Source organism: Streptomyces sp. NPDC012510 (assembly GCF_042955065.1).
In the GTDB taxonomy this organism is placed as follows: domain Bacteria; phylum Actinomycetota; class Actinomycetes; order Streptomycetales; family Streptomycetaceae; genus Streptomyces.
The window spans coordinates 1-21,207 of sequence record NZ_JBIBEN010000011.1; the positions used below are offsets into that span (position 1 = coordinate 1).

Consider the following 21,207-nt stretch of genomic DNA (forward strand, 5'->3'; position numbering starts at 1 on the left):
GTCGTGGTCGCCGGTACTCCGGACGGTCTGGACCAGGTCGTCGCCGAGGCGGAGGCGCGGGGAGCGCGCGCCCGGCGTATCGACGTCGACTACGCCTCCCACTCGGCCCAGGTGGACGAGATCCGGGAGGAGCTGGCGGACCTGCTCGGCCCGGTGACGCCGACGGCCTCCCGCGTGGCGTTCCACTCGTGTGTCACCGGTGGCCGTATCGACACGGCCGGGCTGGACGGCGCGTACTGGTTCCGGAACCTGCGGCAGCCGGTGCTGTTCGAGCAGGCGACGCGGGCCTTGCTGGAGCAGGGGCACGGGCTGTTCGTGGAGGTGAGCCCGCACGCCGTCCTGACGGGAGCGGTGCAGGACACGGCGGAGGCCGCCGAACGCCAGGTGGCCGTCACGGGGACGCTCCGTCGCACCGAGGGCGGTACCAAGCGGCTGCTGCTGTCGCTGGCCGAGGCGTATGTGCGCGGAGCCCCGGTCGACTGGCGGGCCTGCTTCGCCGGAACGGGAGCCCGGACCGTCGACCTGCCCACGTACGCCTTTCAGCACCAGCGTTTCTGGACGGAGGCACCCGCCCCCACCGGGTCCCCGGCCGGCCGGCTCGTCGACGGCTGGCGCTACCGGGTGGTGTGGCGGCGGATCAACCCGACCGCCGCCTCTCCGCTGTCGGGCCGCTGGCTGCTGGTCGTACCCGGCGGCGACGGGGGAGAGGTCGCCGAGGCACTGCGGACCGGCGGGGCCGAGGTCGAGGTCCGCGAGGCGACGGCCGCCGGTGTCGACGGCGACTACACGGGTGTCGTATCCCTGCTGGACTCGGCCGACGACGGCCTCGCGCTCGCACGGCACCTGCACACCGCGGGCGTACGGGCGCCCCTGTGGTGGCTGACATGCGGCGGTGCCGCCGTGGCCACCGGCGACGCCGTCCACGGCCGGGCCGTGCAGGTGTGGGGGCTCGGCCAGGTGATGGGTCTGGAACACCCGGACCGGTGGGGCGGGCTGATCGATCTGCCCCGGACCTGGACCGAGAGCACCTCCACCCTGCTGGCCGCCCTGCTGTCGGGGGCCGCCACGGACGAGGACCAGCTCGCGATCCGCGGACCGGCCGTCTACGGGCGGCGCCTGGTGCGGGCCCCGCTCACCGACCGGGGCCCCGTCCGGCCGTGGAAGCCGCGTGGCACCGTACTGATCACAGGCGGCACCGGCGGGATCGCCGCCCACCTCGCCCGCCGACTGGCGGCCGAGGGCGCTGAGCACCTGCTGCTGCTCAGCCGCAGGGGGGCGGCGGCACCGGGGGCCGAAACGCTCGCGGAGGAACTGCGCGCCCTGGGCGCGGCGGTGACGTTCGCGGCCTGCGACGTGGCCGACCGCGACGCCCTGGCGGCCGTGTTGCAAGGGGTGCCGGAGCGGTGGCCGCTCACCGCCGTCCTGCACACCGCCAGCTCCACCAGCTACGGCCCGCTGCTCGACGTCGAGCAGCGGGAGTTCACGGACGGTACGGCGGCCAAGGCGCGGGGAGCGCGGAACCTGGACGAGTTGACCGCCGGTCTGGACCTGGACGCGTTCGTGCTGTTCTCCTCGGGCGCGGCCGTGTGGGGCAGTGCGGGCAACGGTACGTACGCGGCGGCCAACGCGTATCTCGACGGGCTCGCCCATGAGCGGCGGGCCCGCGGACTGACGGCGACCTCACTGGCCTGGGGCGGCTGGGCCGACGGCGGCATGCTGGAGGGTTTCCCGGCGCTCGCCGACCAACTGGACCGCATGGGCGTCCGGCAGATGCGGCCCGAGTGGGCCATCGACGTCCTGTGGGAGGCGGTGGAGCAGGGGGAGACCACGCTGACGGTCAGCGACATGGACTGGGAACGGTTCGCCCCCGTCTACGCGCTCGCACGCCGCCGTCCGCTGATCGAGGAGATCCCCGAAGCCGCCCGCGCCCTGCGCGGCGACCGGCCCGGCACCGACCGCACGGGCGAGGACGGCACGGCCGCCGGACGGCTGCGGGGCACCCTCGCCGCGCTCAGCGAGCCCGAACAGCGCGCCACACTCCTGGAGTTGGTGCGCTCGCGGGCCGCCGCGGTGCTGGGGCACCCCGACGCGGCGGAGGTCGCCGCCCACCGCCCGTTCAAGGACCTCGGCTTCGACTCGCTCACCGCGACCGAGCTCCGCAACCGGCTCAACACGGCCACCGGCCTGCGCCTGCCCGCCACCCTCGTCTTCGACCACCCCACGCCCACCGCCCTCGCCGCCCGCCTGAGCGAGGAACTCCTCGGCACAGCCGAGGCGGCGGCCACCGCACCACCCCTGCGACGGGCACCGGACGACGACCCGCTCGCCGTCGTCGGCATGGCCTGCCGCTACCCCGGTGGCGTCCGGGGCCCCGAGGACCTGTGGCGGCTCGTCACCGAGGGCCGCGACGAGATGGCGGACTTCCCGACCGACCGGGGCTGGGACGCCCTGTCCCTCTACGACCCCGGCCGGCAGACCACCCTCGCCGGACAGGGCGCCTTCCTCTATGACGCGGGCGACTTCGACGCCGAGTTCTTCGGTATCTCCCCGCGCGAGGCCCTGTCCATGGACCCGCAGCAGCGGCTGCTCCTGGAGACCTCCTGGGAGGCGATCGAGCACACCGGCATCGACCCGCTGTCTCTGCGCGGCAGCCGGACCGGCGTGTTCGTCGGCGGCACACCCCAGGAGTACGGCGCCCTGCTCATGAACTCCCCCTCACTGGCGAGCGGTTACGCCCTCACCAGCTCGTCCGGCAGCGTCATGTCGGGCCGTGTCTCCTACACCCTCGGCCTGGAGGGCCCGGCGGTCACCGTCGACACCGCCTGCTCGTCCTCCCTCGTCGCACTGCACCTGGCGGGCCAGGCGCTCAGGGCGGGGGAGTGCGACCTCGCGCTCGCGGGCGGCGTCACCGTGATGGCCACCCCCGGGGCCTTCGCCGAGTTCGCCAACCAGGGCGGACTCGCCCCCGACGGCCGGTGCAAGGCCTTCGCGGACTCCGCCGACGGCACCGGCTGGGGCGAGGGCGTCGGCATCGTCGTACTGGAACGCCTGTCGGACGCGCGACGCAACGGCCACCGCGTCCTGGGCCTCGTGCGCGGCTCGGCGGTGAACCAGGACGGCGCCTCCAACGGCCTGACCGCGCCCAACGGCCCCTCCCAGCAACGCGTCATCCAGGCGGCCCTGGCCGGAGCGGGCCTGGCCCCCGCCGACATCGACGCGGTCGAGGCGCACGGCACCGGCACCCGCCTCGGCGACCCCATCGAGGCCCAGGCCCTGCTCGCCGCCTACGGCCGTGACCGGGACGCCGACCGGCCCCTGTGGCTGGGCTCCGTCAAGTCGAACATCGGGCACACCCAGTACGCCGCGGGCGTCGCCGGCGTCATCAAGACGGTCCTGGCCCTGCGCGAAGGCCTCCTGCCCCGCACCCTGCACGTGGACGAGCCGACCCGCCAGGTCGACTGGTCCGCCGGCACGGTACGCCTCCTGACCGACAACCGGCCCTGGCCGGAGACGGACCGCCCCCGCCGGGCCGCCGTCTCCTCCTTCGGCATCAGCGGCACCAACGCCCACCTGATCCTCGAACAGGCCCCGGACGAGGCGCCCTCGGCCGCTGACACGGGCGGCCACTCGCTAGCCGAGGCCGAGGAGCTGGAGGTGCCTCCCGTGGACCGGGCCGCTGACGGGCCGCCCACGCAGGCGGAATCCGACACGGCGACCCCGCCCACCGACGAGGCACGTGGCACGGCGACGCCTCCTGCGGAAAGGGCACCTGCGACGCCGCCCCCGCCCACCGAAGAGGCACGTGGCACGGCGACGCCTCCTGCGGAAAGGGCACCTGCGACGCCGCCCCCGCCCACACACGCCCTCGTCCCCTGGCTCGTCTCCGGACACACCGGGGCCGCCCTGCGTGACCAGGCCGCACGCCTCCTCGCCGACCTGGCCGAACGGCCCGACGCCGCACCGCTCGACATCGCCTGCTCGCTGGCCACCACCCGTAGCGCCCTCACCCACCGTGCGGCCGTCGTCGCCGACACGCTGCCCGCGCTGCTCGACGGACTCCGGTCGCTCGCCGACGGCACCCCGTCGGACGCCGAAGTGATCCGGGCGACCGCGCGGGAGGCCCCGCTCGCCGTCGTCCTCCCCGGCCAGGGCTCCCAACGGGCGGGCATGGGCCGCGACCTGTACGAGCGGCACCCCGTCTTCGCCACGGCCTTCGACGAGGTCTGCGCCGCCTTCGACCCCCTGCTCGACCGCCCGCTGCGCGAGGTCGTCCTCACCACGGACCCGCGGCGGCGTGCGGAACTGGACCGGACCGAGTACACCCAGCCGGCCCTCTTCGCAGTGGAGACGGCGCTGTACCGGCTCCTGGAGAGCTGGGGTGTCCGCCCGGACGCGCTGATCGGCCACTCCGTCGGTGAACTCGTCGCCGCCCACATCGCGGGGGTCTGGTCACTGCCCGACGCGTGCCGCGTGGTCGCCGCCCGCGGCCGGCTCATGCAGGCGCTGCCACCCGGCGGCACCATGCTCGCGGTCGAGGCCGACGAGACCGAGGTGGTGGCCGTGCTCGCCGCCCACACGGACCGCAGCGTCGGCATCGCCGCCGTCAACGGGCCCGCCTCGGTGGTCGTCTCCGGCCCGGAGAACGCCGTCCTGGACGCCGCGGCCGAGTTCGTCGGGCGCGGTCACCGCACCCGGATGCTCGCCGTCAGCCACGCCTTCCATTCCCCGCTGATGGAGCCCGTGCTCGCGGACTTCGCCGCCGTCCTCGCCCGGGTCGAGTTCCACGAGCCGGTCCTGCCCGTCATCTCCAACGTCACCGGCGCCCCCGCCGCCGCCCGAGACCTCTGCGCCCCCGCCTACTGGGTACGCCACGTCCGGGACACCGTCCGCTTCGCCGACGGGGTGCGCACCCTGCTCGACCGGGGCATCCGCACCTTCCTGGAGGTCGGCCCCGGCGGCGCCCTGACCGCTATGGCCGCCGGAACCGCCGCCGACCACACCCGGGACGCCGTGACCTGCCTGGCCACCCTGCGCGGCGGTGACCGCGACGAGGGCGACGCGCTCCTCACCGCCCTCACCCGGCTCGCCGTCCAGGGCACGGCCGTCGACTGGCGGGCGTACTTCGCGGGCAGCGGCGCCCACACCGTCCCCCTGCCCACCTACGCCTTCCAGCACCAGCGGTTCTGGCTGCGCGTCCTCGGCGGCGGTGCCGGCGGCGGCAGCACGGCGCCGTCCGTCGGCCTGACCACGGCGGGCCACCCGCTGCTCGGGGCCGTCACCGCACTGCCCGGCTCCGGCGGGCTGCTCCTCACCGGCCGGCTCGACCGCACCGACCAGCCCTGGCTCGCGGAACACGCGCTCGGTGGCACACCGGTGCTGCCCGGCACCGCCCTGGTGGACCTGGCCCTGCACGCCGGCGGGCACGTCGGCCGCGACCGGCTCGACGAACTCGTCATCCACGCCCCGCTGCCCCTGCCGGACGGAGCGGGTGTAGCCGTCCAGTTGTCCGTCGACGCCGAGGACACCGACGGACGGCGCCCCTTCACCCTCCACGCCCGGCCCGACGACAACCCCGAGGAGCCCTGGACCCGCCACGCCACCGGCGTCCTCGCCCCCGCCCCGCCCACGACCCCCGGCGCGGACCCCGCCACCTGGCCGCCGCCCCGCGCCCGGCGCGTCCCTCTCGACGACTTCTACGCCACGACCGCCGAAGCCGGCCTCGACTACGGCCCCACCTTCCAGGGCCTCACCGAACTCTGGCAGGCGGACGGCGAACTCCACGCCCGGGTCGCCCTCCCCGACGGCCCCGAGCACCACGAGCCCCACGAGACGGACGGCGACAGCGGCGACGGACACGCCCTCCACCCCGCGCTGCTCGACGCCGCCCTCCAGCCGCTGGCCCTCGGCATCCTGGGCGCGGACCGCCCCGGCGGCACGGCCGTCCCCGCGGGCCTGCCCTTCGCCTGGTCGGGCGTCCGGCTGCACGCGACCGGGGCGGCCGAACTCCACGTCCGGCTCACGCCCAGGGACGACGGCGCGGTCTCCGTACGGGCCACCACCCCCGACGGGCTGCCCGTCCTGGACGTCGACGCCCTGACACTGCGGGCACCCGCCGCCGTACCGGCCCGCACCGACGGGCCACGTACCGAGCCCCTGTACCGGCTGGAGTGGCCGATCGTGCCGCTCCCCACCACCGCCGCACGCCCGACGGGCGGATGGGGCATGCTCGGCCTCGACCCACGGGAGCTGCGCCCGCGCATGGCCACCGCGATCGGCCAGGACGTCGTCCCGTACCTCGACCGTGACGCCCTCACCGGGACGATCGACACCGGCGTCCCCGCACCCGCCTGCGTGTTCGTCTTCTGCGACCCGCCGGGACTCGGTGACACGGCCGCCGACGCCCACACGGCGACCCGGCACACACTCGACGTCCTGCGCCCCTGGCTCGCCGACGAACGACTGACCGACACCCGGCTGATCCTCGTCACCCACGGCGCCGTCACGGCCGGCCCGGACGACTCGGGCCCCCTCCCCGGGCCCGCGGCCGTATGGGGCCTCGTCCGTGCCGCCCAGGCGGAACACCCGTCCCGTCTGGTCCTCGTCGACCTCGACGACGAGAACACATCCCTGGCGGCCCTGCCCCACGCCCTGACCACGACCGAACCCCAACTGGCCCTCCGCCACGGCACAGCCCACGTACCGCGCCTGATGCCGCTGCCGACGGACCACCGGGCCCCGGCCGTGACCGCGGGCGCCTCGCCGGCCGGCGCGACGACGACCGCCGAGCGCGACCCAGCCGTGTCCGGGGCGGCCGAACACGACGCCGCCGCACCGCACCAAGCCGCCCCCGACACACCGCCCCCCACCCCGTCGGACCCCTTCACTCCCCACGGCACCGTCCTCGTCACCGGGGGCACCGGGGCCCTGGGTGCCCTCATGGCCCGTCACCTCGTGCGCCGGTACGGCGTCCGGCACCTCCTGCTGGTCGGTCGGCGTGGACCGGCGGCGCCCGGCGCGGACGAGCTGGCCGCCGACCTCACGGAGGCCGGGGCGAAGCTCACCTTCGCCACGTGCGACGTGGGTGACCGGGACGCGCTCGCCCAACTGCTGGCCGGGATCCCCACCGGACGGCCCCTCACCGGTGTCGTCCACCTCGCGGGCGTCGTCGACGACGGTCCGGTCGGCGGTCTCGGCGCCGAGCGGCTCTCCGCCGTGCTCCGCCCCAAGGCGGACGCGGCATGGCACCTGCACGAACTGACCGCGGGCCTCGACCTCACCGCGTTCGTGCTGTTCTCCTCGGCCGCCGGCGTGCTCGGCAGCCCCGGCCAGGCCAACTACGCCGCCGCCAACACGTTCCTCGACGCCCTCGCCCTGCACCGCCGTGCGCTGGGTCTGCCCGGCCTGTCGCTGGCCTGGGGTCCTTGGCAGGGCACCGGAGGCATGGCCGACGCACTCGACGCCGCCGACCGGGCCCGCCTGCGGGGCAGCGGGCTCCGGCCGTTCACCGCCGAAAGCGGCCTGGCCGCCCTCGACCGGGCCCTGGCGACACCGGACGAGGCCCTGCTCGTCCCGATCCGCCTCACCCCCGGCACAGCCCCCTATCCGACGGAACGGATCCCGGCCGTCCTGCGCGCCCTGGTGCGCGGCACCGTCCCCCACCGCACCGCCCCCCGCCGCGACGACCGCGCGGACGCCGGCGCCCTCGCCGCACTCGACCCGGCCGCCCGGGCTACCGCACTGCTGGACCTGGTGTGCGCGGAGGCCGCACGCGTCCTCGGCCACGGCGGCACCGACGGCATCGCCCCCGACCGGGCCTTCGGCGAGCTGGGATTCGACTCCCTCACCTCCGTCGAACTCCGCAACCGCCTCGCCGCCACCACCGGCCTGCGGCTCCAACCCACCCTGGTGTTCGACCACCCCACCCCCGGGGACCTCGCCGCGGCCCTCGACCGGCAGCTCACCACCACGGCGACGGGATCGGAGCAGGCAGCCTCTCCGGCCGCCCCCGCGCCCGCCGACCCGACCACGACCGTCTCGCACGCCGTCGAGGCCCTCTACCGCCATGCCGTCACCGCCGGCCGCTACGACCAGGCCGGCAAGGTCCTGATGACCTCCGCCGGACTGCGCCCCGCCTTCGCCTCGGCCGACGCGGTCGGCAAGGCACCGGCGCTGGTCAGGCTCGGCGACGGCGGCCGCCACCCGGCCCTCGTGGGCCTGCCGTCCACCTCCGTGTGGGCCAGCGACCAGGAGTTCGTCGCCCTGGCCCGGCCACTGCGCGGCCTGCGGGACACCCACTCGCTGATGATGCCGGGCTTCGTCGCCGACGAACTCGTCGCGGGCAGCGTGGAGGCGGCCGTCGAACACGCGGCCCGCACCATCGCCCGCGCCCTGGACGGCGCCCCGTTCGCCCTCGCCGGCCGGTCCTCCGGAGGCTCGCTCGCGTACGCGGTGGCCACCCGCCTCGAAGAACTCGGCAGCCCGGCGGCAGGCGTGGTGATGCTGGACACCTATGTGGCCGGGACCCCGCAGACCGACTACATCGTCCACGCCATGGAATCCCGTTCTCTCGAACGCGAGGCGGAGTTCGGCCGGATGACCGGCCTCCGGCTCACCGCGATGGCGTCGTACTTCGCCCTCTTCGAGACCTGGCGACCGCGCCCGATCAGCACACCGGCGCTCCTGGTGCGCGCCAGCGAACCGATCGCCGTCGACCCGGACCATCCGCGTGAACGCCCCGACGAGTGGCAGTCGACGTGGCCCGTCCCCCTGGACGTGGTGGACGTCCCCGGCGACCACCACTCCATGATCGAGATACACGCGGACGTCACCGCGCGCACCGTGCACGACTGGCTGACCGCCAACGGAGGTTGAAGCGAGCCGCGCGGAAACGCCCGCCGCGACCGATCGACTGCCGCGGCCGATCGACCGCGACAGTCAGGCCGACCACGACGGGCGGCCGACCACGACAGTCAGGTCGACCACGACGGGCGAACGCCGCAGGGGCCCGGGAGAGTTCTTCTCCCGGGCCCCTGCGGTGCGTCAGGTCTACCGGCGGATCTCCCGGGCACACGCCCGCACCCGGTCCACCAGATCGCTCATCCCGAGCAGGTCCTCGTCCCGGTCCCGAGGCGGCACACCGTCCAGCACGGCCGCCGCGAAGCTCCGTACGACGGCCGCGTACTGGTCGTCGGCGGGAAGGGTGAACTCCTGGACGTGGTCCTGCTTCTCCAGGCGCAGCACCGGTCGCAGCGTCGGCGGAGGGGTGAAGGCCCGGTCGAGGACGATCCGGCCGGTACTGCCCCACAGCGCGTACGAACAGCGGTAGGCGTGCTCGAATCCGAACGACAGCTCGGCCGTCACGCCGCCCGGGGTGGTCAGCAGCACATGGCCCGCCACATCCACGCCCAGCATCGGGCTGACCCGCGACACCGCGCCGACCGGGTCGAGGTCCGGGCCGAGCAACAGCCGTGCCGCCCGCAGCGGATACACGCCCACGTCCAGCAGGGCGCCCCCGCCGAGGTCGGCGCGGTGGCGGACATCGCCGGAGGGCAGCGGGGGAATCCCGAACGCACCGCTGAAGGAGCGGGGTTCGCCGATCTCGCCCGCCATGACGAGCCGCCGCACCTCCTCGTGCTGACGGTGATGGAGGAACATGAGGTTCTCCATCAGCGTCAGGCCGGCCGCGCGGGCGGTGTCGAGCATGTCGACGGCCTCGGCGCGACTGGTCGCCAGGGGCTTCTCCACCAGCACGTGCAGGCCGGAGCGCAGCGCCCTGACGGCCCACGGCGCGTGCAGTCCGGTGGGCAGGGGGATGTAGACGGCGTCCAGGTCTGTGCGGTCGAGCAGCCGCTCGTAGCCCTTCACCGGTTCACCGCCGAAGCGGTCGGTGAACCGCCGGGCCTTCGCCGGGTCCCGCCCGGCCACGGCCACCAGCCGCATCCTGGGCTCTGCGACGATCGCGGGCAGCACCCGCCGCCAGGCGATGTCCGCGCAGCCGAGGACGCCGACCCGGACCGTTCGCTCCGGGCCCTTCCCGGCCGGGTCGCTCATGCCAGAGCCTCCGCACAGGCCACGAGGGTCCGCGCCTCGATGTTGACGTAGTGGCTGTGGCGCAGCAGCTCCTTGAGCTGACCCGGCGTGGCCCAGCAGAACCGGGACGGGACCTCCGTGGGGAAGTCCTCGTCCAACTCGGCGATCACGTACCGGGTCTCCGCCGCGAAGAACCGGCCGCCCTCCTCCGACTGGACACGGTCGTAGCGGATCCGGTCGGGGGAGAGGGAGTCGAGCACGTCGCGAAAGGGCGACCGCATGTCCGCGGGCAGACCGCCGTGTTCGCCGGGGACGCGGGTCACGGTCGGTCCGATCTCCAGTTTGTCCAGGCAGCCTTCCTGCGCCTGTGCCTGGACCAGGAAGTGCGGGACGCCGCCGATCGTGCGGTACAGCAGCGCCGCCAGCCCCTGGGCGCAGGGCGCCAGCATCGGCTGGGTCCACGCGGGAACCTCGCGGTGCGGTGCGGTGACGTCCACCGCGATGACGCGGAAGCGCCCACCGTCCTCGGACGCGATCTCCGTCGGTGTCCGGCGCCAGCCGGTGATCCCGGTGAGCGGGACGACCTCGGCCGTCATCTCGCACCGCGTCTTGGCCTCGGTGAACCAGCCGGTCACCTCCGTCAGCGAGTGCAGTGCGCCGTGCTCGTCGGCCGGGTGCTCCGGAGGCAGGCAGGACAGGACCGTACGGGCGTCCATGTTGACGAGGTTGTCGCGGTGGAGCAGGGCTCTGATCTCGTCGAGGGTGAACCAGCGGAAGTCGTCGTGGACCGGTGGGTCGTCGTCGACCTCGACGACCATGTTGCGGTTCCGCTTGCGCAGGAACCAGGAACCCTGCTCGGACTGCAGGACGTCGACGAGCACCCGGCCCCGGCGGTCGGTGAAGTGCTCCAGGTACCTGACGGACCCGCCCCGGTGCACCCGGGTGTAGTTGCTGCGGGTCGCCTGCACCGTCGGGGACAACTGCACCCCGTTGATGTTTCCGGGTTCCGCCTTCGCCTGCAGCAGGAAGTGCCGCACACCGTCGAACGTCCTGGCGAGGATGCCGAGGACGCCTATCTCCGGCTGGTCGATGATGGGTTGCGACCATCCGGGCGGGCCACCGGGCCCGGCGGGCCGGACGTGAAGTCCCCGCACACTGAAGAACCGACCGGTGTGGTGCCGCAGATCGCCCGTGGCCGGGTCGAAGTCCCACCCCGACAGCGCCGAGAACGGAATCGTCTCCACCCGCTGCTCGTTGACCCGGGCGCGCTCCGCGAACCACGCGTCGAAACCCGCGTCCGTACCGGCCCTGTTCGCCGACGTACGGGGCCCGTTCGCGCCTGCGCGGGGTCCGTCACCGCCGGTACAAGGCTCGTTTCCACCCGAGCGTGTCCCGTGCCCGCCTGTGCGCGTCCCGTTCACCATGTGACGGGCAGGCAGGCGGGGCCGCGCAGGACACCCTCGGCGAACGGGATGTCCTCCGGCGGGATCGCGAGCGCCAGCCGGGGGAAGCGCTGCAGCAGGGACCCCAGGGCGACCTGGAGTTCCACGCGGGCCAGTTCGGCGCCGATGCAGCGGTGCGCGCCGTGGCCGAAGATGAGATGCGGGTTCGGGGAGCGGTGGAAGTCCAACTCGGTGGGGCGGTCGAAGACGGCCGGGTCGAGGTTGGCGGCCTGTGTGTCGATCACCACGGCCTCGCCCTCGCGGATCACACCGGTGCTGAGCTGGACGTCCTCGACGGCGATGCGCACGAACCCGCCGGTGGTCGACAGCGGTGCGAACCGCAGCATCTCCTCGACGGCCGACGGCACGAGACCGGGCGCGGCACGCAGCTCCGCGAGGTGTTCGGGACTGCGCAGCACCAGCGCCGCGAAGTTGGCGATCTCGTGCGCGGTGTTCTCGAAGCCGCCCACCAGCAGGGCGAGGGCGAGGCTGACGAGTTCCTCCTCGCTGAGCCGGTCGTCGTTGTCCCGGGCCAGGACCAGCCGGCCGAGCAGATCGTCCGAAGGACTTCGACGGCGCTCCGCGACCAGCGAGGAGACCAGGGCCACCATCTCGCCGACCGCCGTCTCCACCTCGGCCTGCTCGGTGCCGGTGAACATGGTGTGCGCGAGGCCCCGGAAGGTGTCGCTCCGGTCGTCGGGCACACCGAGCATGTCGCAGATGACGGTGAGGGGGAGCGGCCGGGCCAGCGCGGTCACCAGATCGGCGGGCGGCCCCTGCTCCTCCATGGCGTCGAGCAGCGCGGCCACGGCCTTCTCCACCCGAGGCCGCATGGCCTCCACACCACGCATCGTGAACGCCTGCGCGACCAGCTTCCGCAGCCGGCTGTGCTCCGGAGGATCCAGACTCAGGATCGACGTGTCGTGCAGCAGTACCGGCGTCGGCCGGGGAACGTCCGCGCCCACCGTCGCCGCCCGGCTGAACCGGGGGTCGGACAGCACGGTCTTGACGTCCGCGTGGCGCGTGATCAGCCGCGCCTCCATTCCGTACGCCATCTGGATACGGGCCAGCGGCTCCTTTTCCTGGATCTCGCGGTAGCAGGGTGGGTATTCGAAGCCCACGGGCTTGTCCATCGGGAACCGGTGGATATTGTCAGCCACGTCCATTGCCTGACTTCCTGTCATATGCGAAAGCGGGCGCAGTGAATGCGAGCGAGGCTATACGCTGCGGACCGGCCGGGATCGGTTCCAGCGCATTTGTAGGGGTGCCGACCCGGGCGAAAACTCTGAAATAGGGGTGTGGGTAAGGGGGGAGTCCGCGCATTTAAGGGGCGCTGAAGCCCTTGGGCTCTTCCCTTGCTCGCCCAGGAGTGGAGAACATTCCCTTGAGTGTTCCCTTACTGCTCGTACACCCGTACTCGTACGCCCCTCGCGCCTCCACGGAGCGTGTCCGTTCTCAAAAGGGAGTGACCGATTTGATTTCCCGACCGGTGCGCGGAGCGCCATGAAAGGGATTGTCCTCGCGGGCGGTAACGGAACGCGGCTCATGCCTCTGACGGCCGTCGGATCCAAACAGCTCGTGCCGGTCTACGACAAGCCGATGATCTATTACCCGCTGTCCATCCTCATGCTCACCGGCATCCGAGAGGTCCTCGTCGTCACCCGCCCCGCGGAACTCGAACTCTTCCGCGTCCTGCTGGGCGACGGCCGCCATCTGGGCATGACCATCGACTACGCAGTCCAGGACGAGCCGCGCGGCATCGCCGACGCCCTGCTCGTCGGCGCCGACCACATCACCGGCGGCGAGTGCGCCCTGATCCTGGGCGACAACCTGTTCCACGGCGCGGACCTGCCGGCCCTGCTGCGCCGGAGCGCGAAACGGCTGCGCGGCTGCGTCCTCTTCGGCCACCAGGTCGCCGACCCGGAACGCTACGGCGTCGCCGAGGTCGACGCCCGGGGCCGGCTCGTGTCCATCGAGGAGAAACCCGCCCGCCCCCGGTCTCCACTGGCCGTCCCCGGCCTGTACTTCCTGGACGACGAGGTGGTGGACATCGCCAAGGGCCTGACCCCCTCCGCCCGGGGCGAGTTGGAGATCACCGACGTGCTGCGCGCCTACATGGAACGGGACCGGGCCGATCTCGTCCGGCTGGGCCGGGGAGTCACCTGGCTCGACACCGGCACCCACGAAACCCTGCTGGAGGCAGCCCAGTTCGTCCGCGACATCCAGCGCCGCCAGGGCGTACGGATCGGCTGTGTCGAGGAGGTCGCCATGTACATGGGCTTCATCGGGGCGGACGACTGCTACCGGCTGGGCGCCGGGATGCGCCAGTCCCCGTACGGCCGGTACGTGATGGAGCAGGCCCTCGCCCACACCCCCGACCCCTGGCCCCCGATCTTCCCGGAGGAACTGTGAACCTCCTGGTCACGGGTGGCGCCGGCTTCATCGGCTCCACCTACGCCCGGATGCTGTTGAACGGCGCCCCGGACGCCCTCGACGTCTCCCGGGTGACGGTGCTCGACAAGCTCACCTACGCCGGCCGGCCGGACAACCTCGACCTCACCGACCCGAGGCTGACCCTCGTGCACGGCGACATCTGCGACCCCGACACCGTCGCCGAGGCCATGACCGGGGTGGACCAGGTGGTGCACTTCGCCGCCGAGTCCCATGTGGACCGGTCCATCGCCGACGCCCACGCGTTCGTCCGTACCAACGTCGCCGGCACCCAGACGCTGCTGGACCAGGCGCTGCGCCAAGGAATCGACCGTTTCGTGCACGTCTCCACCGACGAGGTGTACGGCTCCGTCGAGACCGGCGCGCGGTCCGAGAGCGACCCCCTGGACCCCAACTCGCCCTACGCGGCCTCCAAGGCCGCCTCCGACCTCCTGGCACTGTCCTGCCACCGCACCCACGGCCTCGACGTCCGGGTCACCCGCTGCAGCAACAACTACGGCCCCCGGCAGTATCCCGAGAAGGTCGTCCCCCTGTTCGTGACCCGGCTGCTCACCGGCCGTGAGGTACCGCTGTACGGAGACGGGCGCAACGTACGCGACTGGCTGCACGTCGACGACCACTGCCGAGGTGTGGATGCCGTCCGGCTCCACGGACGGCCCGGCGAGATCTACAACATCGGCGGCGGCACCGAGCTGACCAACCGCGAACTCACCGGCCTCCTGCTGGCCGCCTGCGGACGCGACTGGAGCGCCGTGCGTCAGGTGCCCGACCGCAAGGGCCACGACCTGCGCTACGCGATCCGCGACGACAAGGTACGCGCCGAATGCGGCTACGCGCCGCAGACCGACTTCGAGACCGGCCTCGCGCGCACCGTGGAGTGGTACCGCCGCCACAGGCGCTGGTGGGACTGCTGAGGAGACCACCGCCCCGCACGGCGGACCGTCCGACGCCCCGCCCCGCCCCGCCCCGCCCCGCCCCGCCCCGCCCCGCCCCGCCTCGCCTCGCCTCGCCTCGCCCCGTCTCGCCCCGCACCACCCACCCGTCCGCCGCCGCTCGCGGAGTGTTCCCACGGAGGGCTTCCATGCAATACCGCGCACTCGGGGTACTGGGCGCCTTCGCGTTCGTACCCGACGCGTTCCCCGACGAGCGGGGCACGTTCACCGCCCCGTTCCTGGAGTCCGTCTTCACCGCCGCCGTCGGCCACCGGTTCCCCGAGACGCGGCAGGCGAGTTGCAGCACCTCACGGCGCGACGTGCTGAGGGGCGTGCACTACACCCGCACCCCGCCCGGTACGACGAAGTACGTCTACTGCGCCCACGGCAGGGCCCTGGACATCGTGGTGGACCTCCGTGTGGGGTCGCCCACCTTCATGGCCTGGGACACGGTCGTGCTCGACGCCGACAGCCCGACCGCCGTCTACTTCCCGCTGGGTGTGGGGCACGCCTTCCTCGCCCTGCGGGACGGCACCGCCATGTGCTACATGCACTCGGGCGAGTACGTCAGCGACCACGAGTACGCCGTGTCGGCACTGGACCCCGCCCTCGGTCTGCCCCTCGGCGAGGCGGACGACCTCGTCGTCTCCGCCCGGGACCGGGAGGCCCTCACCGTCGCCGAGGCCCACGCCCTCGGCCTCCTGCCCCGCTATCAGGACTGCGTCGAACTCCAGCGACAACTCGGCCACACGGCCCGCCACCCCTGACCGACGGCCCCCGCGGGGGCCGTCGCCACGCCAGGAAAGGCCGCCCGCCACGTCAGGAAAGGACACCCCTTGACCTCCGCCACCCCCCGACCGGTCATGGCCTACAGCGACGAACACGCCGACATCTACGACCTCATCCACACCTCCCGCGGCAGGGACTGGGCCGCCGAGGCGGACGACATCGCCGCCCTGGTCACCGCGCGGAACCCGCAAGCCGACTCCCTTCTCGACGTGGCCTGCGGCACCGGCAAACACCTGGAGGCCTTCCGTGCCCGCTTCCGGCACGTCGCGGGGGTGGAACTCTCCGACGGCATGCGCCGCATAGCGCGACGACGGCTCCCCGGCACCACGATCCACCTCGGTGACATGCGCACCTTCGAACTGGACCGTGCCTACGCCGCGATCACCTGCCTGTGCTTCTCGATCGCCTACATGGCGAACACCGACGAACTGGGCCGGGCCGTGCGGCGCATGGCCCACCACCTCCAACCCGGCGGAGTGCTCGTCCTCGAACCCTGGTGGTTCCCGGAGAGGTTCCTGGACGGCTTCGTCTCGGGAGCAGTCGCCGAGGAGGAGGGACGAGTCGTCAGCAGACTCTCCCACTCCGTCCGGGACGGCGACGCCACGAGCATGACCGTCCGGTACACCGTGGCCGAAACCACCGGCGGCATCAGGGAGTTCGGTTCTCGGGAGATCCTCTCGCTCTTCCCCCGGGACGCGTACGAAACCGCGTTCCGGGCAGCCGGTCTCGCCGTGGAGTATCTGGAGGGCGGCCCCAACGGCCGCGGACTCTTCGTCGGCGTCCGTCCTCGGGAGGCGTCGTGATCCAGGTGTTCCAGCCCAAGCTGGGCGAGGAGGAACTCGCGGCCGTCGCCGAGGTGTTCGACAGCAACTGGATCGGCCACGGGCCCCGGACCGAGGCGTTCGAGGCGAAGTTCGCCGAACACCTCGGCGTCGAACCCGACCGGCTCGTCTTCGTCAACTGCGCCACGGCCGGTCTGTTCCTCACCACGGAACTGCTCGGGCTCGGCGAGGGCGACGAGGTCGTCCTGCCCTCCGTCAGCTTCGTCGCCGCCGCGAACGCCGTCGCCGCCCGCGGCGCCCGTCCGGTCTTCTGCGACATCGACCCCCGCACCCTGAACCCCACCGTGGACGACATCGACCGTGTGCTCACCTCCCGCACCAGGGCCGTCATGGTGCTGCACTACGGAGGCCACCCGGGAGACGTCGCGGCCATCGCCGACCGCTGCCGCGAGCGCGGCATCGCCCTCATCGAGGACGCCGCCTGCGCCGTCGCGTCCCACATCGACGGCAGGGCGGCCGGCACCTTCGGCGACCTGGCCGTGTGGAGCTTCGACGCCATGAAGGTCCTCGTCTGCGGCGACGGCGGCATGCTCTACGTCCGCGACCCCGAGCAGGCCGCCCGCGCCCGACGGCTCGCCTACCACGGACTCGCCCGGCCGAGCGGCTTCGGCCAGGCGGGGGCGGCTTCCTCCCGCTGGTGGGAGCTGGACGTCCCCGAGGTGGGCCGGCGCATCGTGGGCAACGACCTGACAGCGGCCATCGGCACGGTGCAACTGCGCCGCCTGCCCGGGTTCGTGGACCGCCGCAGGGAGATCGTCGAGATCTACGACCGTGAACTCGCCGACGTACCGGGCCTCCTGCTGCCACCGCCCCTGCCCGAAGGACACCACTCCACCTTCTACTTCTACTGGGTGCAGATGGAACCCGGCATACGGGACGAGGTCGCGAGCGACCTGTACGCGGCCGGCGTCTACACGACGTTCCGCTACCCCCCGTTGCACAAGGTCCCCGTCTACGGGGCCACCGACCGGTCGCTGCCACGCTCCGACGAGGCCGCGGAGCGCACCCTGTGTCTCCCGCTCCACACCGGACTGGACGACGCGGACGCGAGGACGGTGGCGGCGGCGCTCCGCAAGGCCATGGAGACACGCGCGGGCTAGGCCCACGGGACCACACGGCCGTGTCCGGTCGTCGCCCGACGACCGGACACGGCAGGAACCTGCCTGGAGCCTGCCTGGACGCCGTCTGGAACCCATCAGGGATCCGTCAGGGATCCACCCGGGATCCGTCAAGGACCCGTCAGCGGTGATCCGCCGTCAGCTTCTCCAGAGTCGTCACCACTTCGGCCGGCGTCGGCTGCGTCGTGATCCGCTCGTCCCTCAGCCGGCGGGCGGACTCGCCGAACGACGGATCGTCCAGCAGCCGCTCCAGCGACGCCCGCAACTCTGCCCGCTCGGACACGTACAGGCCCGCGCCGACCCCCTCCAGATGCCTGCCCTTGTGGAGGGCGTACCACGTGTTCGCGATCAAAAGCTGCGGTACACCCGCGCCCAGGGCGGTGTTCCACGTTCCGCCGCCGCCGTAGTGGATGATCGCGCGGCAGCTGGGCAGGAGCGCCGGCAGCGGTACGAAGTCCACGAGCCGGGTGTTGGCCGGCACCCGCTCCTCCCGGCCCGGAAGCTGCCTCAGGGTGGCGACCAGCTCGATGTCCAGGCCGTCGAACATTCCCAGGTCGCCGATGGGAAAGCCGTCGTGTCCGGCCTGCTCGCGCAGGGTCGTCCCCCCGGTCAGGCACACCCTGGGCCGGGTGGGCGGCTCGTGCAGCCAGGCCGGCACCGTGGCGGGCCCGCCGTACGGCACGTACCGCATCGGGACCCGGCGCACATCCAGCGGGAACCTCGCCTCGGCCGGAACCGTGTCGATCGTCCACTGCCCCACGGCGACGTCCTCCCCGAACGCGCCGCCGCCGAACCGCTCCAGCAGCGGTCCGAGCCAGGGCTCCAGCGGATCCGTGCGCTGCTCCTCGGGTGCCCCGTCGCGCAGCCGCAGGAAGGTCCGCCTCATCTGCTGCAGCAGATCCGGGCTGAACACCAGCCGCGCGTGGGCCGCGCCCACGGCACGCGCGGCGACCGGGCCGGCGAAGGTGTAGGGCTCCCAGACGACCAGGTCGGGCCGGAAGCGGCGGGCGAAGTCGACCAGCCCGTGCACGAAGGTGTCGTTGTTGACGCCGCGCATGTAGAAGTCGATGAACGCGCGGTACAACAGCCCCTGTCCCTCCCAGGTCTCCGGCGACTCGACGCTGCCGTCCTGCCCGAACCCGCCCGAGAAGTCGGCCTGACCGCCGGCCTCCTCCAACTGTCGCAGGAACGTGTGGTCCTCACCGACCGGTACGGCCGTCAGCCCCGCCCGCGTGATGTCCTCCACCAGGGCGGGCTGCGACGCCACGTACACCTCGTGCCCGGCGGTACGCAGGGCCCAGGCGAGCGGGACCATGCTGTAGAAGTGTGTTCTCTCGGCGTGGGTCGCGAAGAGCACGCGCATGGGACGGAATCCTTCCGTTCTGCGGACGAAGGGGGCGACGGCCCGTCCGGGCAAGGCTGCTCCGCCCCCGGCCCGCAAGCCAACCCCTATCGCGCTCGCCCCACCGTTCTGGGGACCGAGGACGCGGTCCCCCTACCTACCGCGTCCACGGACCAGGGGTGCCGCACCCGCGTCGACGGGACGGCACGTGCCGGCCGGCACCCCGCCGCCGGGGCAGGGAAGGCCCCGGCACTAGGCTTTCCCCGTGACCGATATCCCCCATGGCATAAGCGTCAGACCCGGTGGCCCCGCCGACGCCCCGGCCGTTCTCGGCATGCTCGACGCTGCCGTGGCCTGGATGAACGCGCGCGGGAACACCGAGCAGTGGGGCACAATCCCGTACTCGCGGCGCCCCGACGGGCCGGCGCGCGTCGAGCGGTACACGACCGAGAACACGCCGTACATCGCTGAGTCGGACGGCACACCCGTAGGGGCCCTCGTGCTGGACTCCGGCCCCAGCCCGCAGATGCCGATCCCGCCGGCCGGGGAACCCGAGCGGTACGTCCGGCTGCTGGTGACCGACCGACGCCACGCCGGCCGAGGCATCGGCGCCGCGCTGCTCGCCCACGCCGCGGAGGAGACCCGACGGGCCGGCGTACGTCTGCTGCGGGTCGACTGCTGGGCCGGCGAGGGAGGCCGACTCGTCGCGTTCTACGAGCGCAACGGCTTCACCCCCACCGAAGGCTTCCTCTCCGGCACCTGGCCGGGACAGGTGCTGGCTCTGCGGGTCGGCTGACCGGGCTGACCGGTTCTCAGGAGTTCTTCACCACGTAGTCGCGGACGGACTCGGCGAGATAGCCGACCATCCGCTCCGTGAGCCCCGGATACACCCCGACCCAGAAGGTGTGCTCGGCGATGAGGTCGCTGTTGGCCAGCGAGCCGCTGATCCGGTGCGGGCTGTCCAGGTAGGCGGGGTGACGGGTGAGATTCCCGGCGAAGAAGCGCCGGGTGCCGATCCGGCGGCTCTCCAGGAAGGACACCAGGCCCTCCCGTGTGAACCGCGCGTCGGGGGCGACCGTGAGGGCGAAACCGAACCAGCTGGGATCGCTGTCCTCGGTCGCCCTCGGCAGGATCAGTCCGGGCACGCCGTCCAGTGCCTCATAGAGCTGCCGCCAGTTGGCGCGTCGTGCCGCTCCGAAGTCCGGCAGCTTGCGCAGTTGGCTCAGCCCCAGCGCCGCCTGGAGGTCGGTGCTCTTCAGGTTGTATCCCACGTGCGAGAAGATGTACTTGTGGTCGTACCCCTTCGGCAGGGTCCCCATCTGGTACTCGAACCGCTTGAAACAGCGGTTGTCCTCTCCCGGTTCGCACCAGCAGTCCCGCCCCCAGTCGCGCATCGACTCGACGATCCGGGCCAGCACCAGATCGTCCGACAGCACACAACCGCCCTCGCCCATGGCGATGTGATGGGCGGGGTAGAAGCTGGTGGTCGCCACGTCACCGAAGGTTCCGGTCAGCCGCCCGCGGTAGGTCGAGCCGACCGCGTCGCAGTTGTCCTCGATCAGGAAGAGTTCCCGCTCCTCCGCGAGCCGGGCGACCTCCTCCACGGCGAACGGGTTGCCGAGCGCGTGGGCGATCATGACGGCCCTGGTGCGGGGGCCGATGGCCTCGGCGATCAGCTCGGGCGTGGTGTTGTAGGTGCCGAGTTCCACATCCACGAACACCGGCACCAACCCGTTCTGGATGATGGGGTTGACGGTGGTGGGGAACCCGGCGGCCACGGTGATCACCTCGTCGCCGGGCCTCAGCCGCCGGTCCTCCAACTGCGGTGAGGTGAACGCCGACAGCGCCAGCAGGTTGGCCGAGGAGCCGGAGTTGGTCAGATGTGCCTTGCGGAGCCCGAAGAACCTCGCGAACTCGCGCTCGAAGCGCCGGGAACTGACTCCGGCGGCGATCCGCATGTCCAGCGCGGCTTCCACCAGGGCGACGCGGTCCTCCGCGTCGAAGACCGCTCCGGAGGGCCACACACCTGTCTGCCCGGGTACGAACTCCCGCTCGTCCGTGCCGTGGTACGCACGTACCTCTTCCAGGATGCGGGCCTTGGCGTCGCTCATCGCTCATCGCCTCCCACGGCGTCGGTCTTCGGTCGCGGAGCCGGCCGCGACTGCATCCCGCAGCGCGTCGTCCGGGGCCGGGACGGACCACGCGCTCACAGCCGACTCCGGAGATCGGGACGCCGTTTCGTGCCGAGGGAACGCTAGGGAC

The 21,207-nt window shown here is 72.8% G+C and carries 12 protein-coding genes; 7 read left to right on the forward strand and 5 right to left on the reverse strand.

The annotated features are described in order from the left end of the window. Window positions 1-3 precede the first annotated feature (3 nt). On the forward strand, window positions 4-8,871 hold the full coding sequence (locus ACFY9I_RS21055) for an SDR family NAD(P)-dependent oxidoreductase (RefSeq protein WP_391004244.1): 8,868 nt from the start codon (window positions 4-6) through the stop codon (window positions 8,869-8,871). Window positions 8,872-9,045: 174 nt separating this feature from the next. Here the strand turns inward: ACFY9I_RS21055 and ACFY9I_RS21060 are convergent, their stop codons facing one another. From ACFY9I_RS21060 to ACFY9I_RS21070, 3 genes are read right to left on the reverse strand one after another with little or no spacing between them, the layout of a single operon-like run. Then, window positions 9,046-10,050 (reverse strand): Gfo/Idh/MocA family oxidoreductase, encoded by a 1,005-nt coding sequence (locus tag ACFY9I_RS21060; protein ID WP_391003733.1) that lies wholly within the window; start codon window positions 10,048-10,050, stop codon window positions 9,046-9,048. Next, window positions 10,047-11,453 (reverse strand): NDP-hexose 2,3-dehydratase family protein, encoded by a 1,407-nt coding sequence (locus ACFY9I_RS21065; RefSeq protein ID WP_391003735.1) that lies wholly within the window; start codon window positions 11,451-11,453, stop codon window positions 10,047-10,049. The genes ACFY9I_RS21060 and ACFY9I_RS21065 overlap by 4 nt, the downstream gene beginning before the upstream one ends. After that, on the reverse strand, window positions 11,447-12,637 hold the full coding sequence (locus ACFY9I_RS21070) for a cytochrome P450 (RefSeq protein WP_391003737.1): 1,191 nt from the start codon (window positions 12,635-12,637) through the stop codon (window positions 11,447-11,449). Before ACFY9I_RS21070 ends, ACFY9I_RS21065 begins: the two co-directional genes overlap by 7 nt. 337 nt (window positions 12,638-12,974) lie before the next feature. On the opposite strand from ACFY9I_RS21070, the gene rfbA reads away from it, so the two are divergent. The 5 genes from rfbA (at window position 12,975) to ACFY9I_RS21095 (ending at window position 17,585) form a co-directional block, all read left to right on the forward strand. After that, a complete protein-coding gene (gene rfbA / locus ACFY9I_RS21075; protein ID WP_391003739.1) occupies window positions 12,975-13,883 on the forward strand; it encodes a glucose-1-phosphate thymidylyltransferase RfbA in 909 nt (302 codons plus the stop codon). Further along, window positions 13,880-14,836 (forward strand): dTDP-glucose 4,6-dehydratase, encoded by a 957-nt coding sequence (rfbB, locus tag ACFY9I_RS21080; protein WP_391003741.1) that lies wholly within the window; start codon window positions 13,880-13,882, stop codon window positions 14,834-14,836. Before rfbA ends, rfbB begins: the two co-directional genes overlap by 4 nt. 167 nt (window positions 14,837-15,003) lie before the next feature. Continuing rightward, the gene (locus tag ACFY9I_RS21085) at window positions 15,004-15,621 is read left to right on the forward strand and encodes a dTDP-4-dehydrorhamnose 3,5-epimerase family protein (protein WP_391003743.1); all 618 of its coding nucleotides are present in this window, start codon (window positions 15,004-15,006) and stop codon (window positions 15,619-15,621) included. Window positions 15,622-15,690: 69 nt separating this feature from the next. Beyond that, window positions 15,691-16,446: a methyltransferase domain-containing protein gene (locus ACFY9I_RS21090; RefSeq protein WP_391003745.1), complete on the forward strand. Its 756-nt coding sequence runs from the start codon at window positions 15,691-15,693 to the stop codon at window positions 16,444-16,446. Continuing rightward, the gene (locus tag ACFY9I_RS21095; RefSeq protein ID WP_391003747.1) at window positions 16,443-17,585 is read left to right on the forward strand and encodes an aminotransferase class V-fold PLP-dependent enzyme; all 1,143 of its coding nucleotides are present in this window, start codon (window positions 16,443-16,445) and stop codon (window positions 17,583-17,585) included. Before ACFY9I_RS21090 ends, ACFY9I_RS21095 begins: the two co-directional genes overlap by 4 nt. A 139-nt stretch (window positions 17,586-17,724) precedes the next feature. On the opposite strand, the gene ACFY9I_RS21100 is transcribed toward ACFY9I_RS21095, so the two are convergent. After that, entirely contained in the window at window positions 17,725-18,966 is a 1,242-nt protein-coding gene (locus tag ACFY9I_RS21100) for an activator-dependent family glycosyltransferase (protein WP_391003749.1), read from the reverse strand. Between the two features lie 244 nt (window positions 18,967-19,210). Here ACFY9I_RS21100 and ACFY9I_RS21105 point away from each other — a divergent pair, with 244 nt between their 5' ends. Next, window positions 19,211-19,741 (forward strand): GNAT family N-acetyltransferase, encoded by a 531-nt coding sequence (locus ACFY9I_RS21105; RefSeq protein WP_391003751.1) that lies wholly within the window; start codon window positions 19,211-19,213, stop codon window positions 19,739-19,741. Between the two features lie 16 nt (window positions 19,742-19,757). Here ACFY9I_RS21105 and rfbH read toward each other — a convergent pair whose 3' ends face one another. Then, a complete protein-coding gene (rfbH, locus tag ACFY9I_RS21110; protein WP_391003753.1) occupies window positions 19,758-21,056 on the reverse strand; it encodes a lipopolysaccharide biosynthesis protein RfbH in 1,299 nt (432 codons plus the stop codon). Between the last annotated feature and the right edge of the window lie 151 nt (window positions 21,057-21,207).

What these genes read in the sequence shown, in the direction of transcription:
- ACFY9I_RS21060 (WP_391003733.1), bottom strand. Translation starts at nt 10,050, where the DNA reads ATGAGCGACCCGGCCGGGAAGGGCCCGGAGCGAACGGTCCGGGTCGGC.
- ACFY9I_RS21085 (WP_391003743.1), top strand. Translation starts at nt 15,004, where the DNA reads ATGCAATACCGCGCACTCGGGGTACTGGGCGCCTTCGCGTTCGTACCC.
- rfbH (WP_391003753.1), bottom strand. Translation starts at nt 21,056, where the DNA reads ATGAGCGACGCCAAGGCCCGCATCCTGGAAGAGGTACGTGCGTACCAC.
- ACFY9I_RS21100 (WP_391003749.1), bottom strand. Translation starts at nt 18,966, where the DNA reads ATGCGCGTGCTCTTCGCGACCCACGCCGAGAGAACACACTTCTACAGC.
- ACFY9I_RS21065 (WP_391003735.1), bottom strand. Translation starts at nt 11,453, where the DNA reads ATGGTGAACGGGACGCGCACAGGCGGGCACGGGACACGCTCGGGTGGA.
- ACFY9I_RS21070 (WP_391003737.1), bottom strand. Translation starts at nt 12,637, where the DNA reads ATGGACGTGGCTGACAATATCCACCGGTTCCCGATGGACAAGCCCGTG.
- rfbA (WP_391003739.1), top strand. Translation starts at nt 12,975, where the DNA reads ATGAAAGGGATTGTCCTCGCGGGCGGTAACGGAACGCGGCTCATGCCT.